The organism is Mucilaginibacter sp. 14171R-50 (assembly GCF_010093045.1).
In the GTDB taxonomy this organism is placed as follows: Bacteria; Bacteroidota; Bacteroidia; order Sphingobacteriales; family Sphingobacteriaceae; genus Mucilaginibacter.
Genome location: NZ_CP048115.1, coordinates 814,361 through 833,729, shown reverse-complemented (window position 1 = coordinate 833,729; position 19,369 = coordinate 814,361). Strand labels below are relative to the sequence as shown.

At 44.8% G+C, this 19,369-nt stretch carries 13 protein-coding genes; 5 read left to right on the top strand and 8 right to left on the bottom strand.

The window, feature by feature from the left end; genetic code table 11:
• Positions 1-189 precede the first annotated feature (189 nt).
• The 5 genes from GWR56_RS03810 (at position 190) to GWR56_RS03790 (ending at position 5,653) form a co-directional block, all read left to right on the top strand.
• Positions 190-1,593: a lipopolysaccharide assembly protein LapB gene (locus GWR56_RS03810; RefSeq protein ID WP_162429837.1), complete on the top strand. Its 1,404-nt coding sequence runs from the start codon at positions 190-192 to the stop codon at positions 1,591-1,593.
• Between the two features lie 367 nt (positions 1,594-1,960).
• Positions 1,961-2,233, top strand: coding sequence for a hypothetical protein (locus GWR56_RS03805; protein ID WP_162429836.1), 273 nt, complete (start codon positions 1,961-1,963; stop codon positions 2,231-2,233).
• Between the two features lie 187 nt (positions 2,234-2,420).
• The gene (locus tag GWR56_RS03800) at positions 2,421-4,376 is read left to right on the top strand and encodes a sensor histidine kinase (protein ID WP_162429835.1); all 1,956 of its coding nucleotides are present in this window, start codon (positions 2,421-2,423) and stop codon (positions 4,374-4,376) included.
• Between the two features lies 1 nt (position 4,377).
• Positions 4,378-5,010 carry a response regulator transcription factor gene (locus GWR56_RS03795; RefSeq protein WP_162429834.1) on the top strand — a complete coding sequence of 211 codons (633 nt, stop codon included), beginning with the start codon at positions 4,378-4,380 and terminating at the stop codon, positions 5,008-5,010.
• 115 nt (positions 5,011-5,125) lie between these two features.
• Complete coding sequence (locus tag GWR56_RS03790; RefSeq protein WP_162429833.1) at positions 5,126-5,653, top strand: hypothetical protein; 528 nt, start codon at positions 5,126-5,128, stop codon at positions 5,651-5,653.
• A 48-nt stretch (positions 5,654-5,701) separates the two neighbouring features.
• On the opposite strand, the gene GWR56_RS03785 is transcribed toward GWR56_RS03790, so the two are convergent.
• The 8 genes from GWR56_RS03785 to GWR56_RS03750 form a co-directional block, all read right to left on the bottom strand.
• On the bottom strand, positions 5,702-6,499 hold the full coding sequence (locus GWR56_RS03785) for a prolyl oligopeptidase family serine peptidase (protein WP_162429832.1): 798 nt from the start codon (positions 6,497-6,499) through the stop codon (positions 5,702-5,704).
• A gap of 95 nt (positions 6,500-6,594) precedes the next feature.
• A complete protein-coding gene (locus GWR56_RS03780; protein WP_162429831.1) occupies positions 6,595-7,974 on the bottom strand; it encodes a glucoamylase family protein in 1,380 nt (459 codons plus the stop codon).
• A 52-nt stretch (positions 7,975-8,026) separates the two neighbouring features.
• Positions 8,027-9,703, bottom strand: coding sequence for a glucoamylase family protein (locus GWR56_RS03775; RefSeq protein WP_238395296.1), 1,677 nt, complete (start codon positions 9,701-9,703; stop codon positions 8,027-8,029).
• Between the two features lie 91 nt (positions 9,704-9,794).
• The gene (locus GWR56_RS03770) at positions 9,795-10,625 is read right to left on the bottom strand and encodes a LamG domain-containing protein (RefSeq protein WP_162429830.1); all 831 of its coding nucleotides are present in this window, start codon (positions 10,623-10,625) and stop codon (positions 9,795-9,797) included.
• Positions 10,626-10,644: 19 nt separating this feature from the next.
• Positions 10,645-12,132, bottom strand: a complete 1,488-nt coding sequence (locus tag GWR56_RS03765) for a RagB/SusD family nutrient uptake outer membrane protein (RefSeq protein ID WP_238395295.1) — start codon at positions 12,130-12,132, stop codon at positions 10,645-10,647.
• Between the two features lie 18 nt (positions 12,133-12,150).
• Positions 12,151-15,192, bottom strand: a complete 3,042-nt coding sequence (locus GWR56_RS03760; protein WP_162429829.1) for a TonB-dependent receptor — start codon at positions 15,190-15,192, stop codon at positions 12,151-12,153.
• 257 nt (positions 15,193-15,449) lie between these two features.
• On the bottom strand, positions 15,450-18,335 hold the full coding sequence (locus tag GWR56_RS03755) for a triple tyrosine motif-containing protein (protein WP_162429828.1): 2,886 nt from the start codon (positions 18,333-18,335) through the stop codon (positions 15,450-15,452).
• A 69-nt stretch (positions 18,336-18,404) separates the two neighbouring features.
• Positions 18,405-19,364, bottom strand: a complete 960-nt coding sequence (locus GWR56_RS03750; protein WP_162429827.1) for a rhodanese-related sulfurtransferase — start codon at positions 19,362-19,364, stop codon at positions 18,405-18,407.
• Positions 19,365-19,369 lie beyond the last annotated feature (5 nt).

Sequence of the window (19,369 nt, the reverse complement as noted above, 5' to 3'; positions counted from 1 at the left end):
ACTCATCCCTTGCCGGCTAAAATGCTTTACATTTATTATCAGCCACTTGTATAAACGCTTGTTTAATAATGTTTGTATGTTGAAAACTTAATTGCTTTGAGGATGCTTATTATTGTAATTTGAACTCATGTTTAAGCCTTGCGGATAAACATCCGCAGGGATAATATGGTGTTCTGCAAATAAACTTGAATGGAAGAAGAATTTGATTTTGGTTTTACCGAAGATCCAAAGTTTTCGGTAGAACGGTACGAAGAGATGATTCGCAATCATGACCAGTACTTTTTTGACGCGCAGGCGTTTGAGAACATTATAGACTACTACATAGAAAAGAACGATCCGGCCAAAGCCCTGCAGGTATCCGAGTATGCGCGCAACCAGCACCCCTTTGCCGCGGTGTTCCTGATAAAACAGGCCCAGTTACTGGTAGTTTCAAATCGTGCATCAGAGGCATTTGCCGCGCTTGATAAGGCTGCCATGCTTGAGGCAAGCGACGCGGATATTTACATCATCCGTGGTAACCTGTACGAGAGTATGGAACGCAATGCCGAAGCTTTAGAGAACTACGAAAAGGCGCTTGATCTTGCCGAGGAGACCGACGAGATATTATTGCATATTGCCTACGTTTATCAAAACATGGGCGATTATGATACCGCCATAACCTACCTTAAGCTTTGTCTGAAACAAAACATGGAAAACCAGGACGCCCTGTACGAGCTGGCCTTTTGTTATGATGTTTTGGATAACCAGGAAGAGAGCGTACAGTTTTACCAGCAGTACATAGATAACGAGCCATACAGTTATGCCGCGTGGTACAATCTGGGCAACGCCTACACTAAGTTAAGCCTGTTTGAGAAAGCTATCGACGCGTATGATTACGCCATTTTGATAAAAGACAGCTTTGCATCGGCATATTTTAACAAAGGTAACGCACTGGTTAACCTCGAGAAATATGCCGAGGCCATTGAGGTTTACCGCCAAACGTTTGAATACGAGCAGCCCAATGCCGATACTTACTGTGCTATTGGCGAGTGTTACGAAAAGCTGGAGCAAATGGACGAGGCGAGATCATTCTACAAAAAATCGGTTAAGATGGACCCAAAGCTGGCCGATGCCTGGTTTGGTATCGGGGTGACCCTTGATTTTGAGGAACGTTATTTTGAGGCCCTGCACTTTTACAAAAAAGCTTTGGACCTTGACATTGCCAACGCCGATTATTGGTTTGCCATTGCCGATGCCGAATATAAATTGGGCCATTTGCCCGAGGCCGAAAACGCATACGAGAAAGTAGTTGAGCTGAACCCGCTTGATGTGGATGCCTGGCTTGATTATTCATCTATCCTGTATGAGCAAAAGCGCCTGGTCGATGCTATTGAGGTAATATCGCAGGCCATTAAAAATAACCCGGATGCGGCGGAGCTTTATTACCGTATGGTAGCTTACCTGTTTGCCAAAGGCGAATACAACGAGGCGCTTAACTACCTGGAGATGGCCCTGGCATCTGACCCCGAAAAACATTATATACTATTTGATTACCTGCCGCAATTACAGGAAAACAAGGTAATTATCGATATTATAAACAGGTATACCAAGTAGGGAGTAGAGGTTAGTGAGCAGAGGTTAGTTAATTGTAATGCCTAAGCCCTCAAATAATATTCAAATCCCACTCAATTAAATGTTAAAAGCCAGACAGTAATGTTTGGCTTTTTTGCTGCGCGATAATCCCCTTCCGCGGGAGGGTTAGAGAGGGGTTTACCCCATGCAAATTTCATAAGTATAAATTGGTGGTACCACTGTGTCAGTAGCTGCTTTCTTAAAACATTGACTGTCAGGTGTTCATGAATGTTCACAGTGTTCACGTGCGCCGAACGTGAACACTTTTGCCTTTTTTTCCCGCCTAAAGGTTTAAGGTTAAAAACAAGCCTGATCCCCATCTGTTAAGCTTTAAACGCAAAGCAACCGCATGAATACTCCCAATAGCCCCGCGCCCGGTAATAAATTCCCTTTAGAGGGGGGAACCGGCGATCCCAAAGTAAATGCCGCCGAACAGGATGTGATCACCAATAAGGATGATACCGAAAAGGTAACCAATAAAGATGGCGCTGTTGCCGATATGGATGGCATCACCGAAACCCTTAGCGGGAGCGAGCCCTCCGCCGGGCTGAATGCCGATAACCAGATCACGAATAACGATAGCGCAGCCACCGACGAGCTTGAACCCGATGAGCAGTTTTAACCGGTTATTAAAATAATTTCACAGCAGCCCTAAGGGCTGCTGTTTTTGTTTGGTATTGGCCGTAACCACCAATAAATGCCCATAATCCCGCAGGTATAAATACGTGATTTACGGTATTTTTCAGAAACGCGCAGAAACTACTTTTATAGCTTCCTCTTAAAGTATAATCTTCAGGTTTTTGGCTAATATGTATAAATTAAAAGCTGCGTTACTACTGCTGCTTAGCATTACGCTCAGTAACGCTTTCGCGCAGGATAAAGTCCGGGTAGATTCGTTGACCAGGGTGCTCAAAACCGCTAAATCCGATACCGTTAAAGCCAAAGCATACTATAACCTGATGATGGAGTATGTTGATGCTGATAGCGCCCTGGCCATCAAATATGCTAACCAGGGGATGGCACTTGCGGCCAAAAGCCATGCCGATAAGGTATTAGGCAATATTCAGAATAACCTCGGCGCATTCTATAACTTCCGGGGCGAGCGCCGGATAAGCGATTCGCTGATCAACCTGGCGCTTAACATCCGTTTGCGAATAAAAGATAGTCTTGGCGCAGCCTACTCGCTCATGAACCTGGGCCACAATAACTACGATCAGAATAACTACGCAGCCGCCCTGCGCTACTATACCCAGGCGGCCCGCATCCGCGAAAAGATACATGACAAAAAAGGGCTGGCGGGTTCTTACATCTGGATAGGAAATGTATACTACGAAGGTATCGTCAACTATCCTCGGGCGTTAGAATACCACGGTAAAGCCCTGGCCATTTACAAAGAAATAAACGACGAACTTGGCCAAAGCTACGCCTACTCTAACATGGCCAACGTATATATGGAGCAAAAGGATTACAACAGGTCTTTAAAGTATAATCTGCTTTCGCTTAAATTAAAGTTAAAACTAAATAATGTTCGGGGCATTGGTGTGCTGTACAACAATATCGGCAACATGTATTTTTACAGCGGTAAGGCCGATAAAGCCCTGCCGTACTATTATAAGTCGTTAAAGATACGAGAAAGTCAGGACGATAAGGTAGGCGTAGCTACGTCGTATGTAAACATAGCCAATGTTTACTTAGGACGAAATGACCTGCCTAAGGCCGAAGACCTGCTGCTTAAAGCTATTAAAGTCGCTAAAGAAATTAATTTTAAGGCCGCGCTGCGCGATGGTTACTTGTCCCTGTTCACTATTTATAACCGCAAAAAAGATTATCCTAAGGCCATTGAATACTTTAAACTGCATACCGATTATAAAGATTCGACGATGAACGAGGCTTCGGCAAAGCAAATTGCCGAGATACAAACCAAGTACGAAACTGAGAAGAAGGAGGAACGCATAAATTTGCTCAATAAACAAACGCAGATACAACAATTAAAAATTGATAAGCGCAATACCACAATATTTATAATATGCTGTATATTTATTGTAATTGTGGCCTTTGGTTACCTATTTTATAACCGTTATCGTTTAAAGCAGGCAGCTATTTTGCAGGCCGAAGTTATGAAGCAGCAAGACATGGCTACCAAGGGTATCATAGCGGCTGAAGAGAACGAGCGCAGGCGAATAGCCGGCGACTTGCACGATGGGGTGGGGCAGCTATTGTCAGCTACGCGAATGAATTTAGATACCTTACTGGAACGATTGAAGCTATCTGATACAGAAAACCGCGAACTGGCCGATAAGACGATGGCTATGGTGGATGAGAGTTGCAAGGAGGTACGCACTATCGCGCACCAGATGATGCCGAACGTGCTGCTTAAACTGGGGCTTACATCCGCCCTGCGCGATTTTGTAAATAAGATAGACTCGCACAGGTTAAAAATAATTCTTGACGTATCCGGCCTGCAAAACAGGCTCGACAGCAGCGTAGAAATAGTGCTTTACAGGGTTGTACAAGAAACCGTAAATAATGTAATTAAGCATGCAAAAGCTTCATTGCTGGATATACAGCTGCAAATGGAAGGGCACGAAGTATCGGTGACCATTGAGGATAACGGGCGGGGATTTGATACAACTGACAGAGAAAAATTTGAAGGCATCGGGTTAAAAAATATTATTACCCGGGTTGAATATTTAAAGGGCACGGTTGATATTTCGTCATCGCCGGGCAAAGGTACACTGGTTGCTATTTTAATACCCCTAAACTGACATGGAAGCTGAAAAAAGGATTTTTATTGTTGATGATCACCAGATGGTTATTGATGGCCTGAGATTAATAATTGACACCATTAACGGATTTACAATAGTAGGCGAAAGCACCAGCGCAACCCATGCCCTCGACTGCCTTACCGGCCTCAATACAGATATTTTACTTACCGATGTAAGCATGCCTGAAATGAGCGGTGTCGAGCTTACCCGCCTGGTAAAAAAGAAATTTCCCAATATTAAAATAATTGCCCTGTCAATGTTCAGCGAAAGCCAGGTGGTGGCCGAAATGATAGATGCCGGTATATCGGGCTACATTCTAAAAAACACCGGCAAGCAGGAGCTGATTGAAGCGCTAAATAAGGTATCATACGGGCAAAATTATTTTGGCCAGGATATTACACTCCAGCTGATGAAATCTTTTAAACGCAACCAGGACGAATCGTCGCGCCTTACCGATCGTGAGATAGAGATCATACGAATGATAGAGCAGGATTTTGGAAACAAGCAAATTGCCGATATGCTTTTTATAAGCGAGCGCACAGTAGAGACCCACCGGAAGAACATCCTGCGAAAAACCAACACCCAAACGGTGGTGGGCCTACTGAAATATGCCTACGAACGCAAAATAATTTAAACATTTTTACAGTATTTTGCGGTTAATACGTAGTAAAATATGCCATTTTAACGTGATTGTATGCTGAGGAGGCATTCATCAATTTTGTTAGCAACAAATAACTAAAAACAAAGTGATGAAAAAACTTAAGCATGCATTTATATTAACAATGCTAATTGCCGTAACCGCGGTTTCATGTAAAAAAGATGATGATGTAAAGGCATCAACGGGCTCGGTAACGGTAACCGCGGCTAATTATGGCTTCGACGGTGTTAACGGATCCAACTTTAAAAGCACCAAGGCAGCAATTGTACAGGTGGGCAACCTGTGGACACTTACAGCGATCAGAGACGGTGGCAACGAGTCGATAACAATTGTTTTGGGTAATGTTACCGCAGCGGGCACTTTTGATCTGGATGAGGACAACACAGATGGCAACGGCGCGGTGTTGTTAAAAGATTACACCAAAACAGCTGATCCCTTACTGAATTACAGCACTGGTTACAGCGCTACAGGCGGCATGAAAGGCGGTGGCCAGGTAAAAATTACCAAACTGACCGATACCGAAGCCGAAGGTGAATTTTACATAGTTGCACATACTCAAGCGGGTAAAGAAGCTTTTGTAGAGCAGGGCAAATTTACGGGTAAAGTAACCAAACAATAGATCAACTAAATCTTAGCTAAAAAGGCCCCGAACCCGGGGCCTTTTTTGTTATTTACTGTGCGAGAAAAGCCAGGGAATTAATTGCGGTTCGGCAAAAGCGTCATCCCAGCTGTTATGGTCGTCGTTTGGATAAACGGTAAACTTGGGGTCGCCGCCGGCGGCCTTGATAGCATCAACCATAACCTGCGAATGATCAAACGGCACCACGCTATCTTTTGCCCCATGAAATATCCACAGGGGCACTTTTTTAGCATATTTTTCGGCATTGTTTGTATTGTCTCCTCCGCAAATAGTAAAGGCGGCCGCAAATATCTTTGGCTTGCGCCTTAATATTTCAAATGTGCCCATACCGCCCATTGAAAGCCCACCAACGTAAACCTGCTTATCGTTAACATAGGGTTTATCAAGCAATTGGTCTACCAGGCCAAGCAGTGCGTTCATTGCCCGCGTTGGCTCGCCGCCTTCCTGGAAACGGAATATCCTTTTGCCCGAAGTGGTGTCGATGTTCACATTTGACCAGTAGCTGTCTTTCGGGCATTGCGGATAAACCACAATAGCCGGATAGTTCTGTCTTATCGTATCATTCAAAAATAATTTAGGGCCGTAAGCCAGTTGTGCTTCGTTATCGCTTCCGCGTTCACCTGCGCCGTGTAACACTAAAATAAGTGGGTATTTTTGCGTAGGATTGAATTTTTTGGGAAATAAAATGCGATAAGGCAGGGTGTCGGTTTTATGAACAAACAGGCCCCGGTCAAAAGCCGAATTGGTTTGCGCCTGTACAAAAAAAGGCAATGCCAGGTACATGATACCCAGCATTGCCAGTACGGTTAATTTTTTTAAAGTCATATTATACGTTTAGTTCGGTGTGTGCCTATTAAACGTAAAATAACGAGTTTATATTTAAGCCGGATGAAATAATTGCATAAACAGCTGACAGCCAGTTATTTTTTTGCGAACGCCGGGCTCTGAAAATCCAGCTTTTTTAACCCTTGCTGAATTTCGGGGCAACTCATAAACAGGTTCCATAACAAACCCGAACGGTAGTTTTCTATCATTACAACAATCGGCCCCTGATCGATAGCCAGGTACGATTTTGCATACCAGTTATGCGATTCGCTGAAGGCATCGGTAAAACCATATTCGCCCCATATCTTATCGCCCAGGTCGTAATAAAAATGGCGCAGCGCCTGCATAGAATATTCCGGCGTGTAAGGGAATGCAGATAGGGCGGCTGTAGGCGTTATCACGCCCAGGTCATTATTAGGTGCGTGCGCATTGTAGCCTTCGTAATTATCGCTGGCGGTAAGTCCCCAGCAGTTTTCGCCATAGCCTTTAAACTTTTTAGGGTTATCAATACAATATGCCCTATTGATAAGCGTGTGGTTAACATTTTGCTCCCAATAATCGGCGTATCGGTCTTTCAGCCCTTTGGGGTTTAAGCCCAGGAACGAATACTGCGAAAAAAACAGCGGCCCGCCATACGGGAAGCCCAAAGGCAGTTTATAGCCATAATAAGTATGCCCGTTCTTAAAAAAATCGCTTTGCGCCCAGCCGCGGTGATAAACATCTGCGCTGACGGGGTACCTGTCTGCAGACGCGGCCAGGATATAGGTGATCAGGCACTCATTAAACCCGCGGATAGGGAAATTCATTGCCCAGCCATTATTCGGGCTCCAATGCCAGTAAAGGTTATCGCGGCCGTCGCGGGTGTACCAGTCCCACTCTACTTCGCCCCATATCCAGCTAATTACATCGCGTATGCGGCGCTCTTTTGGTGTGTTGGCGGCGTAGTATTGCTTGGCGCATAGAAGGCCCTGAAGCAGGTATGCGGTCTCTACCAGGTCGCCGCCATCGTCCTTACGGCCAAAGCGTATGGTTTTACCGGTTGCGCCGTTCATCCAGTGCGGAAAAACGCCATGATAAGCATCAGCCCTGAACAAAAACTCAACTATCTTAAGCATCCGGTCTACCGACTGCTCATGGGTGATAAATTTACGATGGTCAGCCGCTATCATGGCCATAATGCCAAAACCCGTGCCGCCGGTGGTTACCACTTCGTCGCCATAATCAAAAGATCGGTTGCTGCGTTCGCGGGCAAGGCCGCTAACCGGGTGGCCGAAATCCCAAAAGTAACGGAATGTTTGGCGCTGAACCACGTCTAAAAGGGCACTGTCGCTCAGGTTTTTTATAATGCCCACCGGTTTTATAGCACCGTCCATAACCGGCGGTTTTTTTTCGGGCGGATGGTTAAAGCCGCGTTTTTGCGCCATGCCATTAATAGTGGCTAAAAGTATAAAAGCTGATAAAAGTATTTTTTTCATTAGTTAATAGATAAATGATGCTGCAGCGTATGCAACCATAATAATCAGGAGATTACAAGGATGGCCCTGTAAATCCTAAGCCTTTCATCCCGGTTTTAATTTCGGGGCAACTCATAAATAAATTCCACAACAGGCCGCTCCTGTAATTTTCTATCATCACAATTATGGGCCCCTGGTCAATAGCCAGATACGAATTTGCAAACCAGGGATTGTTGAGATCAAAGGCATCGTAAAACCCGTAATCGCCCCATAGTTTATCGCCCAGTTTGTAATAGAAGAAGCGAAGCGCTGCCATTGATTGTGATGGTGTATACGGCAGGGATGATATTGCCGCGGTTGGCGCTATAACGCCAACATCGTTTGTTGGAGAGCTTGCCGTGTAACCGCCTTCAATATCGCTTGCGGTTAACCCCCAGCAATCAGCACTATAGCCGTAATAGTTTTTAGGGTTGGCAACGCAGTACTTATAATTGATAAGGCTGTGCGCTTTGTTTTGTTCTTCGTAGTTGGCGTAGGCGTCTTCCAGTCCGTTGGGGTTAATTCCCAGAAAGGAGTAATGTGCGAAGAACAACGGGCCACCTTGCGCGGGCCCTAAGGGCAGCTTTACCCCATAATAGGTATTGCCGTTCTTCATGCTGCCGTTGCCTGCCCAGCCGTTATCGTAAACAGCTTTAGGTACGCCGTGTGTTGTTGATGATGCGGCCAGCACATAAGCTATCAAGCCTTCGTTCCAGCCGCTTATTTTCATGTTGATGGCCCAGCCGTTGCTTGGGCTCCAATGCCAGTATAAAACGTTTTGGTTACCTTGCCTGAACCAGTCCCACTCTACGTTGTTCCAAAGGGTATTGATATCGGCGCGTAAGGTGCTTTCGTCCGTCCCGGCACCGTTAAAATATTGGCGGGCGGTTAATAGCCCCTGCATCAGGTACGAAGTTTCTATCAGGTCGGCGCCGTTATCCTGAGCGCTAAAGGGCTGCACGGCTCCCGTCGCGCCGTTTAACCAGTGCGGAAAAGCTCCATGAAATGTTACGGCCTTCGTTTTTAAAAAGCCTACTATTTTTTGCATACGTGCCAGGCCGTTCGCCCGGGTTATAAACCCGCGGTTAACACCAGCCACTAAAGCCATAATGCCAAAGCCCGAACCACCTGTGGTAACCACATCACCTGATGTATTCCGCTCGCGGGCGAGGCCGCTAACCGGGTGGCCAAAATCATAAAAGTATTTAAGGGTTTGCTTTTGCACCAGATCTAACAGTTGGTTATCAGATATGGCAGTGAATTTATCGGTAGAATCGATGCCGGTAGTAAGGTTAATGGTAAACGCAGATTGTAAGCTGCCGCCTTTGGCAGATTTAAGGCCGGTACTTACATCTACAGTGTACCGGGTGATAACATCCAGTGTGGGTTTTATAACAACCGTATTGTCGTCATCTTCGTAGGTGGCCGCATAGGTAACCGCCGCGCCTGCTTTACCCTTAATGGTTATTGAGGCAGGCACTGTGGTTTTATTTAACGCTGTTGAAAACGTGATCTTGATAACCGGCTTTTGGTTTATGTTGGTGTAAGTAAACCCATTGTTAAGGCCATTGATCTTCAACCCACTGAAACTGAATGATGCAGGTGTTACAGGCTTAACCGGATCGGGGGTTGGGGTGTTGCCGCCCTTGCTGCATGCAAATAACACAAGTAACAAGCTTATCCCCGCAAAAATCTTTAAATCTCTCATCATCTACGTTTAACTATGCAATAGCGTACAACTAAATTCCAAAAAAAGAGGCTGCCCGGCTATTAGCCGAACAACCTCATACTCAATCAAATGTTTACTTTCCTCGATTCTCCAGTTTAACAATAGTACCAACCTGGTCAGGGGTCAGCGCCTTGTTATATATGCGCACCTCGTCAAGCTGCCCAACAAGGTAGCTCGCCCAATCCTGTTTTCCGGTTGCAGATGTCAGGCTTGGATCTGTTTGAAACTGTACGGTTCCGAATACCATTTTACCTAAATTGGTGAAGTTGATATCGCCAAAGCCGTCAACTTTTTGAGTGGCTAATTTTGAGCCATTGGCATAAACAATAAAGGTTGATGTTTCGGCCGAATAGCTAACCGCCAGGTTTATCCATTTATCCCATGGCTTAACAACGGCGTAGTTTCCTAACCAGGCTTCTTTTGCACCGTTCCTAACGTGAATTTTCAGGTTGCCGCTTTCGGCAGTACCGCCGTTTTCAAAAAACATAGTCATGTTGCCCCAAAACTCAGATGTGTTAGACATATCAACCACCCCTACTATGCCATTGGCATTTATGGGGGTATGCACCCAACTCATTATAGTAAAGCTGTGCATATTTTTTACGGCCGCAGATGGCTCTACTAAGACGTATGAACTTAGGGCACCCTGCATAGCCTGGCCCTTAACCCCTTTGGCGAAAGCAGTACCTACGCCGGTTGCTTCGGTGTTTGATACGCTGTCGATAAGACTGCCGTTAAACGACCAGTACCCTACCAGGCTTTCTGATGCTACCTGGTTAGCTGCGGTAAAGCCACCAATACTTAAAGGCGGGGCATAGGTTGAAGGGTCGAACTTTTTTTGACATGATGACAAGCCTACACTTACCAGCGCGGCCGTAACTATATAAATATTTAATTTTTTCATCTCCGTTGTTGTTTAAAAATCAATAGCCCGGGTTTTGAACAAGTACGCCAGTGCTCTGATCAATTTCTGATTGAGGTATTGGCCACACTTCGTTTTTATTAGCGGTCCATCCTTTAGGGCCAAAAATTTCAGCAGCCCGACCCTGACGGATCACATCGAAATAACGGTCGAACTCCATTGCAAGCTCTACATGTCTTTCATGCCAGATAGCCAGGCGCAAAGCATCTTTGTCGGTAGTAGTAACCTTTGGCAATACCGCATTATTGCCTCCCCTTGCCCGTGCCCTAACTAATTCAAGGTCTGCTAATGCTGTGGTAGCGTCGCCCAATTCGTTAGCCGCTTCAGCATTCATCAGTAAAACCTCGGCATAGCGTAAAACCCTTATGTTTTGTTGTGCACCTTCGTTGTAACCGCTAACATACATGCTAAAGGGGACATATGACTTTTGATTATACCTGGGATTTGGGGCAGTGGGCGAAATAGCATCGCCTTCGGGAGTGGTTTCGCCGGCAAATATAATGGTTGCATCCTTACGCGGATCGCCCGGCTCATAATCATCTTCAAGGCTTTTTGTGGGGATATTGAAGCCCCAACCACCGCCGGTTTGGCCCCTTACACCCTGAACCTGCGAATACTGGGAATTAGAAGCGTCAGGATTACCTGGTATTAAGGAAGCCTGTATCTCAAAAATCGATTCGGAATTATTCTCATTAGGAACCCTGAACAACTGTTCGTAATTAGGGAATAAGCTATAGCCTAAACCTTTAACCTGGTTGGTCAACGATAAAACATCGGCCCATTTTTGCTGATACATGGCAACTTTGGCATGTAATGCCAATGCGGCGCCTTTAGTTGCACGCCCCACATCGTTGCCGGCATATGACTGCGGTAAACCAGCGGCGGCATCTGTAAGGTCCTGCTCAATGGCTGCATAAACCTCGGCTTTGGGCGATTGCGGTAAATTATACTCGCTGGCATCTTTTGGCAAGTGCAAACGCAGCGGCACATTGCCAAATGCGCGCACAAGCCTGAAATAAGCGTACGCCCTAACGAATTTTGATTCGGCTATGTAGCGGCTTTTTAGGGTAGCATCCATATCAATGGTATCAATATGGTCCAATACCTGGTTACAAAGGTTAATGGTTTGATATCTGCCGTTCCAGAAGTCAGAAAGCTGGCCCTGGGTAGAGGTTACCTTGAACTGATCATACATGTTCATGAACGGCACAGAGCCGTCGGACGGGTCACTACCGGTTTCGGTATCATCAGACCCGAGGCTTTCTAACGCGATAGGTGCAAAGGCAACTTCCGTCCAGCCACGCAAATTGGCATAGATAGAGTTTACAGCCTTGGTTGCATCGTCGCCGGTTTTCCAGAACTGGGTTGCCGCAGGCTGTCCCTGGGGCGGTACTTCTAAAAAGCTCTTTTTACAGCCTGTAACTGCTACTAAGGAAGCAAAGGCTAAAGCCATCGCGTTCCTGGCGTTTATATATTGATAAATTTTCATTTTGTTCTGATAATTAAATTAAAAAGTAACATTAACACCAAAGTTGTAAGTAGCATACAACGGGTACACGTTCACGTCTACTCCGGCTCTTGTGGGGCCACCACCAACTTCGGGGCTAAAGCCCTTATAGCTAAAAAAGTTGAAAGCGTTTTGCGCGTTGGCATACAACCTTACTTTGGCTATTTTAAGGCTATTGGTAATTGCAGATGGAAGTGTATAACCTAACTGCAGGTTCCTGATCCTGAAATAGCTGCCATCCTCTACATAAAAAGAGTTTGAGCGGTTGTTTTGCCCGCCTGCTATGAAAGCCGACGGATAAGTATTGGAAGTACCTTCGCCATGCCAGCGATTGTTATAGAAATCCTGACTGAAGTTTTCTGTACCAAAACGAAGGCCAACGTTAGCATTATAGATCTGCACACCTGCCACTCCCTGGAAATCGGCGGTCAGATCAAACGATTTGTAGGCGAAATAGGTGTTAAAGCCGTATGTAAATTTAGGGTTAGGGTTACCCAGCACCACCCGGTCCTTATCGTCAATTATGCCATCGCCGTTAGTGTCCTGGTATTTAAAGTTTCCGGCTATCGCTTCCGGTTGAATCTTACCGCCCGCCTTGTTTTTATAAGCAGCAACTTCGGCATCAGTTTGGAATATTCCTACCACTTTTAAACCATAGAACTGGCCAATTGGCTCGCCAACTACAGTACGGGTGTTAAAGTTGTTAGACCCCGGTGTGCTTACCGCCTGGTAAATGGGGTTTCTGCCTGATGATACTTCTAATACCTTATTGTCATTTATACCCAGGTTACCACCTATGCTATAAGAAAAGTCGCTTCCTATTTTATCTTTCCAGCTTAAAAGGAACTCAAAGCCCTGGTTTTGGAATGTGGCCTGGTTACCAATTATCGAGCTGCCGCTGGTACCTAATGAACCTAAGATGGGGATATCGAATATTGCTTTTTCGGTTTTTTTGTTATAAAAATCCACTTCGGCAAATAACCTGTCGTTTAGTAACGAAGCCTCAACACCTACGTCTGTACCAACGCCGCGTTCCCAATATGTAACCGGTGGGGTAATGGTATTTACGTTTGCACCGGGCGCTGTATAACCATCGGGGCCTACGTATATAAACTGTGGTGTTTGGGTAACAGTGGTGATAGACAAGTTAGCAGGAACAGACATGTTACCTATTTTACCCCAGCTGCCGCGAAGTTTTAAACTGTTAAACACGTGCTGGTCTTTCATAAAGTTTTCTTCCGAAATTACCCAGCCTGCACCAACAGAAGGGAAATAACCCCATTTATTTGGATCAGAGAATTTGGAAGAACCATCAGCACGCATGGTAGCGTTTAAAAGGTATTTATTTTTGAAAGAGTAATTTACCCGTGCAAAATATGAGCTTACGGTATTATAGAACGGATATCCGCCACCCGCATCAATATCTTTCAGGTTGTAGTTTTTCCCTTGCGATAGATAATAGCCATTGCCATTGTCAGGCACATCGGTTGCCGAAGCAATAGTTTGGTTATACCTGTATGATTGCGCGCCCTGGCCCACTAAAACCTTTAGGTTATGATCGCCAAAAGTGTTGTCGTAGGTTAAGGTGTTCTCTATGATCCAGTTACGGGTTTTATTATCTGTTAAAGTAAGCAAACTGTTACTGTTTTGCTGCGCTAACGTAGCCTGGTAAACCGGGGCATAATTAACAACCTGCCCTTGTCCAAAATCGCCACCTACACTGGTATGAAACGTAAAGTGGTTTGCAAATTTCAGATCGGCGTAGGCGCTACCGTTAAGCCTGTAGTTTTTTGACCGTTGGTTAAAAAAGTCAAGCGTAACCTGCGGGTTGAACATCGCAGAACTTGTAACATTAAAATCATTCGGGTCGCCGTAGGTGCCGTCGGCATATCTAACCGGTGTAATAGGTACCGCAGCAAATATCTGATGGAAAATTGAGCCGTCTATATCACGCGAGTTGTTCATTGAGCCGGCCACAGTATAGCCTATCTTCAATGCTTTCGAGAGATCAAAATCGTTCTTTATCCTCATGGTGTACCGGTCAAAACTATTGGTTTCAACTGTGCCTTGCTGTTTAAGGTAACCAAATGATACACTGTAGGTTGATTTTTCGCCGCCACCGTTTATAGATAGGTTATGGTTGTTAATAAGGCCGCTCCGCAATACCTGGTGCGCCCAATCTGTTGTGCCAAAACTGTTAGGGTCAGCATAACGCGGGGTTACACCGCTTCGCTCGTCCAGTTCGTTAACCAAGGTGGCGTATTCAGGGCCTGTTGCCATTTTAAAGTCGTTTGTAACAACCTGTGTGCCTATAAAGCCATCGTAGCTGATTTTAGCCCCCGAATTTTTAGTGCCCTTTTTGGTGGTAATTAAAATTACACCATTAGCAGCACGTATGCCGTAAATAGCTTCGGATGATGCGTCTTTTAAAACGCTGATACTTTCGATATCATTAGGGTTTAAGAAGCTGATATCTTCATTCCACACACCATCAACAACATATAAGGGATTTGCATTGCCATAAATAGTACCTGCTCCCCTTATGCGCACAGTTGGCGAGGCGCCAGGCGCGCCGGAGTTGGTTATCTGCACACCTGCCACCTTGCCCTGTAGCGAACTGATGGGGTTAATAGATGATTGCTTAGAAATTTCCGAGCCCTTAATTTGCGCCACCGAGCCGGTAACATCAATTTTGCGTTGGGTGCCGTAACCTACAACCACTACGCCCTGCAACTCGTTGGTTGTGGGTTGCAGTTTGATATCTAAGGTTGTTTGGCCGGTTATTGCAATATCCTGGGGGGTATAACCTATATAGGATATCTGCAAGGTAGCATTAGACGCCGCATTTAACTGGAACGCGCCGTTAACATCTGTTTGGGTGCCTGTTGTTGTACCCTTTACGCCAACGGTTACGCCAATAAGCGCTTCGCCGGTTTTAGCATCGGTAACCTTACCTTTTATAGTAACGTTTTGTGCAAACACAGCAGTCGACAAAAAAGTGAACAATAGCAATAACCCTGAGATTGAGTAAATTCTCTTCATAGTGGTTAATTAATTTTAAAGTACTGGTTAATTGGTTTTTGTAGCCTCGAAGTTGTGCAGATATTACAATTTAAGCAAATAATGTAACTCTACATTAATACATCAGCACTAAATTACTTTCACAAAATTTTTAAGAAGATTATTTAACGTGCTGAAATACTGCTGTTTACTAACGGATAGTGTAATGCCTACATACTACAAAAGCAAGGCGAAGACAGATGAACAACTTTTTAATTATGAGAGGAAATGATGTAGTATTAAAGCTCGATGAGAAACTCTACCAGGTTTTTATCGTGTGCAAGATTCAGCTTTTTACGCAATCTGTAACGACGTATCTCTACGCCTCTCAGCGATATGTTTAATAATGATGCCATTTCCTTGCTACTCATGTTCATGCGTAAGTAAGCGCAAAGTTTCAAATCATTTGGTACCAGGTCGGGGTGGTCATGTTTCAACTTCTTGAAAAAGTTTTCGTGCGCCTCGTTAAAACTGTTTTCAAAAACGTTCCAGTCACGATCGTCGCTCATACCCTGATCTATAACTTTATGGATCTTTTTTAGTTGATCTTCCGACAGTTTTTTCCCCGTGCTATCTTTAAAATTATTGATCTCGTCGCTTATTTTTTGGAGCAATTCATTCTTGTACACAATGTTCATGGCCGAGTTGGCCAGTTCGCGGCTTTTACTTGCCAGGTCGGCCTGTAATTGCTCGTTTTTGATGGTAACAATATGCTGCTCGTTAGCGATAGCCTCTCGGCGTAAAAACTCCTCTTTCTCGCGTTGTAGTTTTTCCTGTATCTCTTGCCTGTGGCGTTTCAGTTTTAAACGGTAATAATATCTGATAGCGTAATAAAGCGAAATAATTAACAATATATATACCCCTATAGCTAATTTCCCCGCATACCAGGGCGGCAGTATCTCGAAAGTAAAAGTGGTTACCTCAGATATGTTCGCATCATTAATTTTTGCCCGCACTTTAAAATGATAGGTGCCCTGGCTTAAATTTGTAAATTCTTTCTGCGTTTGGGTAGTCCATTCGCTCCATTGTCGGGAGTACCCTTCAAGATAATACTGGTATTTTATTTTAGATTGTTTGTAATATGGCAGCGAGTACGCTATGCGGACATTGTTTTTGTTGTATGGGATGGTTATCTCATTCTCAGCGCTGTTCATATCGGTAATTACCGACGTTTTATCCGTAATATTTTCTACCTGGCGTATCAACACCGGCGGCAGCTTTATCAGTGGCTGACGCGATGCATCCGCATCATTTAAAATCACGAAGCCGTCGTCAACACTTATCAGGTATATCTGGTTATTTATCAGGTTTATGTTTTCATAATTTTGCACCATTTGGCCGTTAAGCATGCTAAAACGGTTCGAATCGATAGTAAGCCGGCCCGGTACAGAAAGATCGGCAAGGGCCACCCGACCATGATTAATAAACCAGTATTTTTTGCCTATGGCTGCTATTACCTTGTTTGATGATGCAAATGTGTTTAACTTTTTATTAAGCTGCTGGTATTTGTAAAACCGGTCGGTTATATCATCGTAAATATAAAAGCCCGAATCTGATGAGAATACGATACGGTTATCAAGGTTAAATACCCCCACATTGTAGCTATCTGGCAAACCCGACCGCTTGTCGTAATATTTTTGCGATATCACTTTTTTACTGTCAGCACTTAATGTAACCTTATAAATGCCTTTATAGGCGTGGCTTACCCATATCTGGCCTTTGTTGTCTTGCTCAACATAGCGCGATGGCTCGCCAAAGCCTTCCACCTTGTGATCGAACGCCCAGTTACCCGCAGCATCCTTACGATAAATGATAAGCCCCGTGTACGTGCCCTGTATAAGTCGGTCGGTGTTGAATTTTTTAATGGTCCAGCCACCGCTTAAGGACGTTATTTTTGTGATAGAGCTGCCATTTACCTGAAAGGTGCCGTCGTTATGGCCGCAAAGTAGCCGGCCATCCTGCAAAGAAAGTTCCCAAACCTGCCCTTGCGAGCCGGGTATAAGCTTAAAATCAAATGATTGGAGCAGTTGTTTAGAACCGGTATTAGCCCACTCGCTGTAAAATAGGCCCTGATTAGTGCCCAGGTATATTTTGTCATTGAAAATTATGCTCGAGTAAACCGTTCCGAACTTGCCGGTTTTGTCAAAATAGAAATAAAGGGGCGAATTTATTTCGATGCGGTCGATGCCATTATCAAGCCCGGCCCACAGGTTTTGCTCGGCATCTACATATAAACTTAATACCGTGTTGTTTTGCAGCCCGCTCGATTTATTGATGTGTTGAATTACGTTGCCCGCGGTATCAATAATAATTACGCCATTTAAAATAGTGCCATACGCGATGTATTTGCCCGGGATAATGGTGCCGTTATTTAACTGAAAGGTTTTCAAAAAATCGTTTGCCTGGTTGGCCCAGGGCTTTATACTGCTGCCGTCATAAATAAATAAGCCGTTTTTGGCAGTGCCAATTAGATATTTACCTTTTTGAAAAGGCAGCACAGATAACACCCGGCTGCCTAATATATTGCTGCCGGCTATATACGTAAGCCTGTCGCCTTTAAGCTCAAACAGACCGGCATCAACCTGTTCAACAAAGTAGCGACTGCCGGTTTTAAACAAAAACAGGAATGGTTTAGGCGCTTTTACTACATTTATTTTACCCTGCGTATAAATGTAAATAGAGCCGAAAGATTGAAATATGACCTTATCATTGTCGATATATATCTTCCAGGTTTCTTCTTTTACAGGTTGAAATTGTTTTGGAACAAGGCTGATAAGCGAGTGATATTTAAGAAAACCTTTTTTGTTGTTCTCCCAATAGCCAAATTCACCAAATCCACCCGAGTATATTTTACCCCTGCCATCGGCAGCTGCCGATCGTACGATAAGACCGTTTGGCATACGGTTGAGCTGCCAGTACTTACCATCGAACGATAGCAGGCCTTCATCGTTGCCGAAGTACATGATGCCATGCTCATCGCGCGTTACCGACCAATTTTGATTACCCGATTGATACTGCGCTTTGGTATAGTTTTGCACATACGGCACGCCAATGCTTTTTATATCGGCAGGGTGAGCCCATATACTGGTAAATAAGAATATTGCGAACAGGAAATGTTTACGCATGTTAAGTGGCCCGGTGTATTTGTACGAAAATACAATTTGCCGCTGAATAAACAGTGTGGTGCCTGCCAACTATTCTGCCACTTGTACAGTGCCCTTTTTAGCTGTGTTGATGGGTTGCGGCACTTTTACATAATAGCCCGTGCCGTCGTAAACGCGCCTGCGCGGGTGCGCCTGGCAGGCATCGCTGCAGCAGCCATCCATTTTTACGCCGCACTCATCGCACTGGGTAAAATGCTCGTTGCATTCGGGGTTGGCGCAATTGATCATTTTAGGAGTGGTTTTACCGCAATTACGGCAGGTGGATATCACAACCGGGTTAACGCTGTTTACATCAACCGAAAGGCGGTTATCAAACACGTAGCATTTGCCTTCAAAATCCTGGCCGCCGGTTTCCTTACCATATTTTATAATACCGCCGTGTAACTGGTAAACATCGCTAAATCCTTCGTGCAGCAACAAGGCCGATGCCTTTTCGCATTTTATGCCTCCGGTACAATAGGTAAGTATCTTTTTATCCTTGTATTGGGCCAATTCGTTGATCATGGCGGGGAAATCGCGGAAGTTCTCGATGTCCAGCGTCACGGCATTCTTGAATTTGCCAAGTGAGTGTTCGTAGTTGGAGCGCACATCCAGTATCAACACATCATCGCGGTCTTTCATGGCCAAAAATTCTTTCGGCTCCAGATGTTTGCCCGTTTGTTTTTGCGGGTTGATGATATTTGGGTCGCGCAGGCCTGAATGAACTATCTCTGATTTATAACGGCAGTGCAACTTCACAAACGAAGGCTCATCCACCTCGTCTATTTTAAAATCGATACCTGCGAAACGCTCATCAGCATGCAAGGTATCCATATAGATCCTGCACGACTCTTCGGTTCCCGATACGGTACCATTCAAACCTTCGTCGGCAACAATGATGCGCCCGGTTAAACCTAAGCTTTTACAAAATTTTAAATGATCGGCCGCAAATTGCTCGCCATCGGCTATTGTAGAATAACAATAGTAAAGTAGTGTGTTGTATTTTGCCATAACAT

Coding starts and splice junctions, on each gene's coding strand:
- GWR56_RS03810 (WP_162429837.1), top strand. CDS start 190: ATGGAAGAAGAATTTGATTTTGGTTTTACCGAAGATCCAAAGTTTTCG.
- GWR56_RS03805 (WP_162429836.1), top strand. CDS start 1,961: ATGAATACTCCCAATAGCCCCGCGCCCGGTAATAAATTCCCTTTAGAG.
- GWR56_RS03800 (WP_162429835.1), top strand. CDS start 2,421: ATGTATAAATTAAAAGCTGCGTTACTACTGCTGCTTAGCATTACGCTC.
- GWR56_RS03795 (WP_162429834.1), top strand. CDS start 4,378: ATGGAAGCTGAAAAAAGGATTTTTATTGTTGATGATCACCAGATGGTT.
- GWR56_RS03790 (WP_162429833.1), top strand. CDS start 5,126: ATGAAAAAACTTAAGCATGCATTTATATTAACAATGCTAATTGCCGTA.
- GWR56_RS03785 (WP_162429832.1), bottom strand. CDS start 6,499: ATGACTTTAAAAAAATTAACCGTACTGGCAATGCTGGGTATCATGTAC.
- GWR56_RS03780 (WP_162429831.1), bottom strand. CDS start 7,974: ATGAAAAAAATACTTTTATCAGCTTTTATACTTTTAGCCACTATTAAT.
- GWR56_RS03775 (WP_238395296.1), bottom strand. CDS start 9,703: ATGATGAGAGATTTAAAGATTTTTGCGGGGATAAGCTTGTTACTTGTG.
- GWR56_RS03770 (WP_162429830.1), bottom strand. CDS start 10,625: ATGAAAAAATTAAATATTTATATAGTTACGGCCGCGCTGGTAAGTGTA.
- GWR56_RS03765 (WP_238395295.1), bottom strand. CDS start 12,132: ATGAAAATTTATCAATATATAAACGCCAGGAACGCGATGGCTTTAGCC.
- GWR56_RS03760 (WP_162429829.1), bottom strand. CDS start 15,192: ATGAAGAGAATTTACTCAATCTCAGGGTTATTGCTATTGTTCACTTTT.
- GWR56_RS03755 (WP_162429828.1), bottom strand. CDS start 18,335: ATGCGTAAACATTTCCTGTTCGCAATATTCTTATTTACCAGTATATGG.
- GWR56_RS03750 (WP_162429827.1), bottom strand. CDS start 19,364: ATGGCAAAATACAACACACTACTTTACTATTGTTATTCTACAATAGCC.